Raw genomic sequence first — 10,248 nt, 5'->3', positions numbered from 1 at the left:
ACACGCGTATTTCATGGCGCAGTAGGCAGGCCGACCTCACAAGCAAGTTATTGTGAAAACTTAAGCAGAAAACGGCGAGCTAATATAAGTAATTGTGAAAAGCTATTAGCATAAAGTTTAAACGCTTCAGTAAAAAGTTAAAACTGCATCATGCAGTCATTTTCATTCGTGTAATTTAGGTTTAAGAGTGATAATGACTTATTTAATGTGTGGCACCCGAGTAAATATATAAAAAGAGATGAACTCTTAGCACAAAAAAATAAATTTAGTGGCGCGATATTATTTGTATAATTAAAGTGGCTGTCTAGCTTAGCTTTAATTTACTCACTTAATGAGGTATCCAAAACTATTGGTTCAGATCATGTTTACTTAGTGGATTATCAGGAAATTTTAAGTCTGTATAAAAGGGGGGGAATACGAGTTTATAATTTGTTTTACTAAACGTGTCTTCTGACTTTTAAAGTAGAGCGGACACGTTTAAATACATACATTTATTTGTTTTTTTTAGCTTCAAGCGCTTCTATATCACTCCATATTTTTTCGGCTTCTGCGCTTAACATAGCGTAGCTTTTAATATCGCCTTTACGCTGTGCCTGCATGCCTTGCTCTAGTTTTATATCGTATTCTTTGCGTAATTTTTTTGTTGGATCTGATTTAAATATCGAAAACATGCTTACTCTCTTAATAAGTTTTAATGTATTTACTCAATGAGTATACATACGATTCATCGCGGGAAATCGATTTTTTAAATATAAAATAGTCCTGCAGCTAACAATTGAATAATTACTCTATTGGGGTTGAAAACTTAAAACTTCAGCGTACACTTGTGCGCTGAAGTTTGGGCGTACACGTGTAAGTTCAAAATAATTAAGATTTGATAGAGATTTAACCATGATAACTCAAGTATTAAACCAATTTTCAAAATGGTTTTTACACCATCAAAGTTTTAAAGGCTATATAGAGCCAATAATGCAGGTGTTTAAACCTGCGTGGCGTGCAGGGCAATTTAGAGCGCAAGTAGTTAGTACCGCTGTGCTTGATGGCGGTTTTTTAAGTGTGCAACTTAAGCCAAGCAAACAATGGCAGGCACATACGTCAGGGCAGCATATAAGTTTAACGGTTGAAATTAATGGGCGATTATTAACACGCGTTTTTACCGTGGCTTCAAGCACTCAGCAATTTAAAAATACTGGATTAGTACGTTTGCTGATCAAAACTAATACGCAAGGGCGCTTTACTGGCTTACTCTGTAGCGCATTAAAAGCGGGTTTGTGGTGCAATATTTCTGCGCCAAGTGGCGACTTTGTATTTAAAAATACACATACACCGGCTACTTTTGTTGCCGGTGGGTCGGGTATAACACCTATGCTGGCTATGCTTGATGATTACTTAAGCCAAACGATGCAAAAAGTGTTGTTAGTGTATTACGCAAAAGCCACTGAGCATCAATGTGTTGATGAGCTAAGTGAGTTTGCGGCGCAATTTGAGCATTTTTCGTTTTTATTATTAACGCGTGAGCAATCAAGCGATATAACCAGCAATATTAAGCCGTGGGAAAACCCAGACATTTACTGCTGTGGCCCTGCAGCATTTATGCAAACGGTGGATGATTTTGCTAAAACGCATAGGCTAAATTACTACCAAGAAGCCTTTGGTTTGGCGCTACCTAGCTTAAACGACGACAGCGAATTTAATGTAAAAATTAACGCCAGTGCCCATGTTGTATCGGGCAACGATGTTTTACTGACTCAGTTTGAAGAAAAAAAGCTCCCCGTTAAACGCGGTTGCGGTATTGGTATTTGCCATCAATGCCAATGTATTAAAAAGTCTGGCGTGGTACGTAACTTAAAAACAGGTGAATTGAGTGACAACGGCGAGCAATTAATCCAACTTTGCGTAAGCCAACCTGTTAGTGATTTGGAGTTACAATTATGAAAAACATTAACTATGACATGCTAGCAAGCGAGCTAGATACCATTAAAATGGATACCCTTGGCAAAGTTGGCCAACAAGATGCTGACTATATTCGCTCTATTGTGCGCAAACAGCGAGTGTGTGAATGGGGTGGGCGAATTTTGCTAATGCTTGGTTTTATTCAGCCATTATTGTGGGTTGCAGGCGTGCTGCTATTAGCGCTGGCTAAAATTTTAGACAATATGGAAATTGGCCACAATGTAATGCATGGTCAATACGATTGGATGAACGACAAGCAACTTAACTCACAACATTATGAGTGGGACATAGCGTGCGATGGACAAAGTTGGCACCGCGTTCATAACTTTGAACACCATACGTATACAAATATTATTGGTAAAGACAGAGACTTTGGTTATGGCTTGTTGCGTTTAAGCGATGACTTTAAATGGCGCTTTAAAAATGTATGGCAGTTTTTTACGTATATTAATCTAAGTGTGTTATTTCAGTGGGGCGTGTCGTATCACGAGCTAGCTGCAGAGCGTGTTTTTATTGGTAAAAAGAAAGAAAACCGTGAAGGGCTTGTTTCACACTCTACATTAAAGCAACGCTTTTTTAGTAAAGGCGCTCGCCAGTTAATTAAAGATTATGTGATCTTTCCGTTACTTGCAGGGCCTTTATTTTTATGGGTATTGGCGGGGAATTTAGTAGCTAACTTAATCCGCAATTTATGGACATCAACCATAATATTTTGTGGTCACTTTACTGAAGAAACGCAGACCTTTAAACAAGAAGACTGCGTAAACGAAACCCAAGGGCAGTGGTATTACCGCCAAGTACTGGGCTCGTCTAATATTAAAGGGTCGCATTGGTTTCATGTTTTAACAGGGCACTTGAGCTGCCAAATAGAGCATCACTTATTTCCTGATATGCCGTCTTCGCGCTATCAAGAAGTTGCACCACAAGTACAAGCTGTTTTGAAAAAACACGGTATTGATTATCATACGGGTGGCTTTTTTAGGCAGTATACCTCGGTATTAAAACGTATTATTAGATACTCGTTTAAATAAATTTAGCAAACAAAATAATCCAATGCGTAATTGTGCATTGGATTTTTTGTCTATAGTGCCTAATGCGGTTGATTTATGAACAGTATGTGCAAAAAATTCTTCTGGTTAATTAAAAAAGCCTTACTTTAGCTATGGTTAAATGATGCATGAATGTCATACAATGGAGAAAAATAGACCACACAAGAGAGATTAAAATGGCCGCATTTGGTACTGTGTTTATGCCGCAGATGATTCAAGCTCGTTTTTCTGATAATAAATGGAGCGAAAGCTCAATTGTCCCTTGCGATAAACTTGAACTTCATGCTGGTGCGCACGTTCTTCATTATTCAAGTACATGTTTTGAGGGATTAAAAGCTTTTCGTCATGAAGATGGTTCTGTTTATCTTTTTAGAATGGATGCAAACATTGCACGTATGCAACAAAGCTCAGCGCTTTTAAGCTTACCGAGTTTTGATAGCGATATGCTAAAAACCATGATTATTGATATTGTTCGTCAATACGCTGGTGAAACGCCATTACCACCGGGCTCTATGTATATTCGCCCAACACACATTGGTACTGAAGCTGCCATTGGTAAAGCGGCAGCGCCATCGATGAGCTCACTTTTATATACATTGCTTTCGCCAGTAGGTGATTACTTCGCAGGTGGTGCAACTGCACTTCGCGTTCTGCTTGAAGAAGATGGTATGCGCTGTGCCCCGCACATGGGCATGGTAAAAAGTGGTGGTAACTACGCCAGTGCACTAGCACCTATTAGCGCTGCACGAACTAAGTACCAAGCTGATCAAATTTTATTTTGCCCAGGTGGCGACGTACAAGAAACCGGCGCGGCTAACTTTATTTTAATTGATGGCAACGAAATTATTACTAAAGCGCTTGATAGCACGTTTTTACACGGCGTTACACGCAACAGTATTTTAACCATTGCAAAAGATTTAGGTATGACGGTAAGCGAGCGTAACTTTAACGTAACTGAGCTGCTAGAGCGTGCTGCCAAACCAGGTACTGAAGCGGCGCTTTCGGGCACTGCGGCTGTGCTAACTGCTGTGGGTACGTTTATTCATAACGATAAAGAATACAAAGTAGGTACTGGCGAGCCAGGCCCAACGACTGCGCGTCTTCGCCAAGCATTGAACGATATTCAATGGGGTAAAAGTGAAGACAAGCACGGCTGGTTAACTAAAATCTAATTATAGATTTAATAGCAACTTGCATTAAAAAGCCACCTAATCGGTGGCTTTTGTATTTTTAACTACTTTAAGTTCTGTGTTTGGCGCTTAGCACTTTATTTCTATTTTTCCGTACACGTAGCGTCCGTTAAATCGTCAGTCCATTTAGGCTCAAGTACTTCATTACGCTTAGGGTTATCTGAAGGCGACTTATATTGGGCTGCCATAGATAGCGATAAAGTAATGGCTAAAATTTAATTCTACCAATCAGTATGTCTTTAAACATGACCCAATCTCCCCACAAACTGTAAAAAGGGTGTTTAAAAGTAGCAGGGCGATTTTTTTCAAAAAAGAAATGTCCTACCCAAGCAAATCCATAGCCGATTAAAGGTAATAACCATAATAAAGTATATTGTGATTTTATTAAGGCGATTGCTATTACGACAATGACCAATGTACTGCCAATAAAGTGCAAACGGCGGCAAATAACATTGCGGTGTTCTTTTAAATAATAAGGATAAAAAGCGTTAAAGTTTTTGAACTTAGGATGTGGATTTTCCATATATAGCTCGTTTATTATTTTAATGAGGATCATGGGCTATTAAAGCCTAAATTTACATTTGTTTACAACGACAAATGGCATTGACCGCATCTAAATAGACAAAAGTGCTGAAAGTTAATAACTTAAGCTTACTATCAATAATAAATGAAGCGGAACTAATAATGTTAAAGCAAACTCTAGCATGTGCAGTAATTGTGGCACTTAGCGGTTGTTCAGAGCCAACTAACACAGCAGCCAAAAAAGAAGTACAAGCACCAATGAAGCAAGTAAATTCAGTTGTTTACCCAGAGACTAAAAAAGGCGATGTGGTTGATACTTATTTTGAAGAGGCCGTCGCTGACCCATATCGTTGGTTAGAAAATGACATGAGCAGCGAGACTGCCGATTGGGTTACAACACAGAATAATTTAACGTTCTCGTATTTAGAGCAGGTGCCTTATAGAGATAAGCTAAAGCAGCGTCTTGAAAAACTAATGAATTACGAAAAAATAGGGCCTCCGTTTAAAGAAGGTGATTACACCTACTTTTATAAAAATGATGGTTTGCAAAACCAATACGTTTTATATCGCAGCAAAGATGGCGGCAAAGTTGAAGTATTTTTAGATCCGAACACGTTTAGTGACGATGGTACAACGTCTATGTCGGATTTATCATTTTCAAAAGATGGCTCTTTGCTCGCGTACCAAATATCTGAAGGCGGTAGTGATTGGCGCAAAATTATAGTTATTGATACCAAAACAAAAAAGCAAGTTGAAGAGGCCCTTGTTGATGTTAAGTTTAGTGGTATTGATTGGCTAGGCAACGAAGGTTTTTACTACTCAAGTTACGAAAAACCGAAAGGTAGTGAGCTTTCGGCTAAAACGGATCAGCACAAAGCTTACTACCATAAGTTAGGCACTGATCAGCTAACTGATCAAGTTGTATTTGGAGAAACAGATGCGCAAAAACATCGTTATGTTGGCGCTGATGTAACACATGATGGCCGTTATTTACTTATTTCAGCAAGTACATCTACTTCTGGCAATAAGCTGTTTATAAAAGACTTAACAAAAGAAAACAGTGGGTTTGTAACGGTGGTTGGAAATACAGATTCAGATACATCAGTGGTTGATAACGAAGGCAGTAAACTGTTTTTAGTGACTAACCTTAATGCACCAAATAAAAAGGTGGTAATGGTTGATGCAAGCAATCCAAGCCCTGAAAATTGGGTAGACTTTATCCCAGAAACTAAAAACGTGCTAAACCTTACAAAAGGTGGCGATACCTTTTTTGCCAACTACATGGTTGATGCTATTTCGCAGGTAAAACAGTACAACAAAAAAGGCGAGTTAATTCGCGATATTACATTACCAGGCGTGGGGACTGCACGTGGTTTTGGCGGTAAAAGAGATCAAACAACGCTATATTATTCATTCACGAATTACAAAACTCCAGGGACTACCTACACGTTTGATGTAACTACTGGTGAGTCGGGGGGATATCGCAAATCAGCAATAGACTTTAATAGCGATGATTACACGTCTGAGCAGGTTTTTTACACATCAAAAGATGGGACGAAAGTTCCGATGATTATTACCTATAAAACAGGTATTAAACTTGATGGATCAAATCCAACCATTTTATATGGTTATGGTGGGTTTAATATTAGTTTAACGCCAAGTTTTAGTTCAACTACCGCAGTATGGCTTGAGCAAGGTGGAGTATATGCTGTAGCTAATATTCGCGGCGGTGGTGAATATGGTAAAGACTGGCATAACGCAGGGACTAAGTTGCAAAAGCAAAATGTGTTTGACGACTTTATTGCGGCAGCTGAGTATTTACAAGATAAAAAGTACACGTCGAAAAATCGCTTAGCACTTCGCGGTGGCTCTAATGGTGGATTACTCGTTGGTGCAGTTATGACGCAGCGTCCTGATTTATTTCAAGTTGCGTTACCTGCAGTAGGTGTACTTGATATGCTGCGCTACCATACGTTCACAGCAGGCGCTGGTTGGGCGTACGATTATGGCACGAGCGAGCAAAGTAAAAAAACGTTTGAGTACTTAAAAGGTTACTCACCGCTTCATAATGTAAAAGCAGGCGTTGAATACCCTGCAACCATGATCACCACCGGCGATCACGATGACCGTGTAGTTCCTTCTCATTCGTTTAAGTTTGCAGCTGAGCTTCAAGCAAAACAAACGGGCAGTAATCCTACGCTTATTCGTATAGAAACGAATGCAGGGCATGGTGCAGGTACACCGACGAGTAAAATAATTGATTTATACGCTGATATGTATGGCTTTACGTTATACAACATGGGTGTAAAGTCATTATAAAAACACTTTAAAAAATGAAAAAGGCTGAGTAAGTTTAATTTACTCAGCTTTTTTAATGTTAGCTAGCTAGTTAGCTAGTTAGCTATTAGATAGGTGAAAACAATCGTTGATATGTTTTATAGGCATATTCGTCGCTCATTCCACTTAAGTAATCACAAATTATGCGCATGCCTTGATTTTGTCTTTCGGCCTCTATGTATTGCGCTTGTGTTGTTTCGGGCAATAAACGCAGCGGATCGCTGGCAAACGCAGTAAATAACTCTATCAGTAAGTTTTGTCCTTTAAACTCTATTTGCTGCATTTCAGGATCGTGTATTAAACGTTGAAATACAAAATGCTTAAGTATTTGTAATACACTGTCGTATTGCGCATCTAATTTAGCGGTGTACTTTAAAATAGGGCATTCAAAGTCATCGTTTTGAATATCCAAATGTATATGAATAATAAAGGTATTAACTAGCTCACCAATAGCATCTTTACGCTCATAGTCATGTTTTGAAAATAAACGCTTAGTGAGCGAATCCAGCATATTATTTAACCACTCAAAGTTAAGTGTCTTTAATTGAGGCAATGCATGCGTTTGCCAGTCATCTAAAGTGAGTACATGAGTTGCAATTGCATCTTCAAGGTCGTGCACGGCATAAGCGATGTCGTCGGCATGTTCCATGATAGCGCTGTCGAGTGATTTATACGTTGTTTTAGCGCGATACTTATCAATTGTAGCGTGGTTACCCAGCAGTGCTTTATCGTTTTCACTTAGCGGCTCTACTATCCAATTGAATATGGCACTGTCGTCGTTATACACTCCTTTTGCTGGTCGCCAGTCATCGGCTTTTATAAACGCTCGAGGCATTGTTGAATCAGGAATTGTGTGCCAAAGCGTATTAATAAAGGCAGGGTATTTTATAAAGCCCAATAACGTACGACGAGTCAGATTCATTCCATGGCCATTACTGTAGGGCTCAAGTTTGGCTACAATTCGTAATGTTTGTGCATTGCCTTCAAAGCCACCGTGATTACGCATCATATAATTTAAGGCTATTTCGCCGCCGTGCCCAAACGGAGGATGGCCAATATCGTGTGCTAAACACAGGGTTTCGAGTAACCCTGTTGATGGAAAGTAAGGGAAGTCGCTATGCTGCGCTTTTAAATGACGCAGTATGCCGGTACCAATTTGAGATACTTCTAAAGAGTGGGTAAGGCGTGTTCGGTAAAAGTCGTTTAAACCAATACCCATAATCTGGGTTTTGGCTTGTAGGCGGCGAAACGCAGCTGCGTGAATAATACGAGAACGGTCAATCTGCCACGGTGAACGATTATCGTTAGGGCGGTGTTTGTATTGATCTATTATTCGGCTTTGCCATTGTTTATCCATACTGCTCACTCACACATAGTTAATATCATCAAACTCTGCCCAGTATACTCATGCTCTTATAAATTGCGAATTAACACACAACATAGTTATTCGCGTTTATAAAGTGGCTTAGGTATAATAGCGTTTCGTATGCTTGTGTATTAACCATGCATAATTAGTTGTTTGAAAGAGAGAGTACATGCTAAAAATTATTTTTCAGTTTTTGTTAACCGTCTTTTTTATATGGGCGCTTGCGTATCCATTTATACAAAGCGACGGTGTTGTATCGGATCAACAAACGACTGAACAACCTAAAAAAATTAAGAAAAAAGAAAAACCACTGCACAATGTAAAATTACCAAAGTTTTCTGAGTTCAGTGATGTAAAAGAAAAAAAACGTGCCTTTTTTGATTTTATTCGCCCACATGTAGAAGCCGAAAATAAAAAAATACTGCAGCAGCGAGCTAAGCTCGAAATAGCTAAAATGATGCTGCAAAATGATTTGTCATTAGAACAAAAGCAAAGCAAAGATATTGTTAAAATTTTAAAATCGTACGGCCTGCCAACAACACTTGATACATTAACGCTAGCGCATGCTTTACGTCGTGTTGATGTTATACCTAAAGAATTAGCGTTGATGCAAGCAGCTAACGAATCTGCGTGGGGCACATCGCGTTTTGCACGTATAGGGCTTAACTTTTTTGGCCAGTGGTGCTATTCAAAAGGCTGTGGCATGGTGCCAAGACGCCGTAATAGCGGTGCAGCGCATGAAGTGGCTGCGTTTAAATCGGTAAGAGCGGCTATAAATTCTTATTTTAAAAATATAAACACGCATTCGGCCTATAAAGATTTACGCGTTATTCGCGAGAACCTACGCCTTGAGCAAAAAAAGATCAAGGCCACAAAACTAACGCAGGGTTTAATGTCGTATTCAGAACGTGGTGAAGCGTACATTGAAGAATTGAACACCATGATCAACCAAAATAGAGCTTACTTTGATGAATAAACGTATTCTAAATTGCGCGAATGTTATCTCGTTGTTGTTGCTTAGTGCGACGGTATTTAACGCCAATGCGAGAGAGTTTGTAATGTCGTACGACGGTTTTTACGACAGATTAAAGGTCGTTAATAAAGGCGATTTTCAATATGCGCGCGTAAATTTTTATATTAGTGACATTGGCACAAACGAATCATGTGCAATAAAAAGCGGCACTATTTTAACCGAAAAAAACGAGTATCCGCTTAACTTTACCGATAAAGCCCAGTTACTATTACCGTTTGATAAGCAGCTTGATAGCGATAAAGCCGTGATCGTAGTGGAGCCACAGAACCCTTCTCATGATTGCCAATTAAAGCTACAAATAGAAGCAAACGAACTAGAGGGTTTAGCATTTTCAAAGCAATCGTTGTACATCGTTAACGAAGAACTTGATGAGCTGTTAACCGATTTGTCAGGATTTTTTGTAAGTAAGTTAATGTGGTTTTTACTCCCAGAGCAAAAGGGCGTTGCTGTTACATTTAAAAGCCCAGTCCAATTTGATGATAAGAACATTACGTGTGAAAAGTCAGTGTGTTACTTTGCCGTTGAAAATAGTTGGGAAGATGATAACGCAGTGCTTGGTGATATATCGCAGGTTTTAAAAGTAACACCATGGATTGTAAAATAGCCTGATTTACATAAGTGAAAGTGAGCAAAACATGGAAGCTTTGCTCGGTTTTGATTTATTCTTACAAGGATGTAATTCATTAGAGTAACGCAGGAGCAGTTACCGAGCCCACTAGGTTACAAACCTCGCGTCGCGATTAAAGCGGCCCTAGATAGAACAAATTTTAATCCTAAAAGGTCAACAATCCTTAAATT

At 39.1% G+C, this 10,248-nt stretch carries 9 protein-coding genes and 1 pseudogene; 7 read left to right on the top strand and 3 right to left on the bottom strand.

What is annotated here, in order from left to right; translation table 11 throughout:
- Positions 1-114 (top strand): annotated as a pseudogene (locus CWB66_RS22590) (transposase); the annotation flags it as partial.
- A 377-nt stretch (positions 115-491) separates the two neighbouring features.
- On the opposite strand, the gene CWB66_RS03040 reads toward CWB66_RS22590, so the two are convergent.
- Complete coding sequence (locus CWB66_RS03040; protein ID WP_138584296.1) at positions 492-671, bottom strand: DUF6435 family protein; 180 nt, start codon at positions 669-671, stop codon at positions 492-494.
- A 220-nt stretch (positions 672-891) separates the two neighbouring features.
- On the opposite strand from CWB66_RS03040, the gene CWB66_RS03035 reads away from it, so the two are divergent.
- The 3 genes from CWB66_RS03035 to CWB66_RS03025 all read left to right on the top strand — a co-directional run bounded on the left by CWB66_RS03035 (position 892) and on the right by CWB66_RS03025 (position 4,174).
- Complete coding sequence (locus CWB66_RS03035; protein WP_138584295.1) at positions 892-1,935, top strand: flavin reductase family protein; 1,044 nt, start codon at positions 892-894, stop codon at positions 1,933-1,935.
- A complete protein-coding gene (locus CWB66_RS03030) occupies positions 1,932-2,984 on the top strand; it encodes a fatty acid desaturase family protein (RefSeq protein WP_138584294.1) in 1,053 nt (350 codons plus the stop codon). The genes CWB66_RS03035 and CWB66_RS03030 overlap by 4 nt, the downstream gene beginning before the upstream one ends.
- A gap of 146 nt (positions 2,985-3,130) precedes the next feature.
- Positions 3,131-4,174 (top strand): branched-chain amino acid aminotransferase, encoded by a 1,044-nt coding sequence (locus tag CWB66_RS03025; RefSeq protein WP_138584293.1) that lies wholly within the window; start codon positions 3,131-3,133, stop codon positions 4,172-4,174.
- Positions 4,175-4,400: 226 nt separating this feature from the next.
- Here the strand turns inward: CWB66_RS03025 and CWB66_RS03020 are convergent, their stop codons facing one another.
- A complete protein-coding gene (locus tag CWB66_RS03020) occupies positions 4,401-4,715 on the bottom strand; it encodes an Mpo1-like protein (RefSeq protein WP_077539040.1) in 315 nt (104 codons plus the stop codon).
- Between the two features lie 161 nt (positions 4,716-4,876).
- Here CWB66_RS03020 and CWB66_RS03015 point away from each other — a divergent pair, with 161 nt between their 5' ends.
- Positions 4,877-7,033, top strand: coding sequence for a prolyl oligopeptidase family serine peptidase (locus tag CWB66_RS03015; protein WP_138584292.1), 2,157 nt, complete (start codon positions 4,877-4,879; stop codon positions 7,031-7,033).
- Between the two features lie 85 nt (positions 7,034-7,118).
- Here CWB66_RS03015 and CWB66_RS03010 read toward each other — a convergent pair whose 3' ends face one another.
- Entirely contained in the window at positions 7,119-8,408 is a 1,290-nt protein-coding gene (locus tag CWB66_RS03010; protein ID WP_138584291.1) for an anti-phage deoxyguanosine triphosphatase, read from the bottom strand.
- 178 nt (positions 8,409-8,586) lie between these two features.
- Here CWB66_RS03010 and CWB66_RS03005 point away from each other — a divergent pair, with 178 nt between their 5' ends.
- The gene (locus CWB66_RS03005; RefSeq protein ID WP_138584290.1) at positions 8,587-9,393 is read left to right on the top strand and encodes a glucosaminidase domain-containing protein; all 807 of its coding nucleotides are present in this window, start codon (positions 8,587-8,589) and stop codon (positions 9,391-9,393) included.
- Positions 9,386-10,054: a DUF2987 domain-containing protein gene (locus CWB66_RS03000; protein WP_077538118.1), complete on the top strand. Its 669-nt coding sequence runs from the start codon at positions 9,386-9,388 to the stop codon at positions 10,052-10,054. The genes CWB66_RS03005 and CWB66_RS03000 overlap by 8 nt, the downstream gene beginning before the upstream one ends.
- The last annotated feature ends 194 nt before the right edge of the window (positions 10,055-10,248 follow it).

This window comes from Pseudoalteromonas sp. S558, assembly GCF_005886635.1.
Taxonomy (GTDB): Bacteria; Pseudomonadota; Gammaproteobacteria; order Enterobacterales; family Alteromonadaceae; genus Pseudoalteromonas; species Pseudoalteromonas aliena.
The sequence above is the reverse complement of the archived record's forward strand: the minus strand, read 5'-3'. Positions and strand labels throughout refer to the sequence as shown.

Coding starts and splice junctions, on each gene's coding strand:
- CWB66_RS03040 (WP_138584296.1), bottom strand. CDS start 671: ATGTTTTCGATATTTAAATCAGATCCAACAAAAAAATTACGCAAAGAA.
- CWB66_RS03035 (WP_138584295.1), top strand. CDS start 892: ATGATAACTCAAGTATTAAACCAATTTTCAAAATGGTTTTTACACCAT.
- CWB66_RS03030 (WP_138584294.1), top strand. CDS start 1,932: ATGAAAAACATTAACTATGACATGCTAGCAAGCGAGCTAGATACCATT.
- CWB66_RS03025 (WP_138584293.1), top strand. CDS start 3,131: ATGAATGTCATACAATGGAGAAAAATAGACCACACAAGAGAGATTAAA.
- CWB66_RS03020 (WP_077539040.1), bottom strand. CDS start 4,715: ATGGAAAATCCACATCCTAAGTTCAAAAACTTTAACGCTTTTTATCCT.
- CWB66_RS03015 (WP_138584292.1), top strand. CDS start 4,877: ATGTTAAAGCAAACTCTAGCATGTGCAGTAATTGTGGCACTTAGCGGT.
- CWB66_RS03010 (WP_138584291.1), bottom strand. CDS start 8,408: ATGGATAAACAATGGCAAAGCCGAATAATAGATCAATACAAACACCGC.
- CWB66_RS03005 (WP_138584290.1), top strand. CDS start 8,587: ATGCTAAAAATTATTTTTCAGTTTTTGTTAACCGTCTTTTTTATATGG.
- CWB66_RS03000 (WP_077538118.1), top strand. CDS start 9,386: ATGAATAAACGTATTCTAAATTGCGCGAATGTTATCTCGTTGTTGTTG.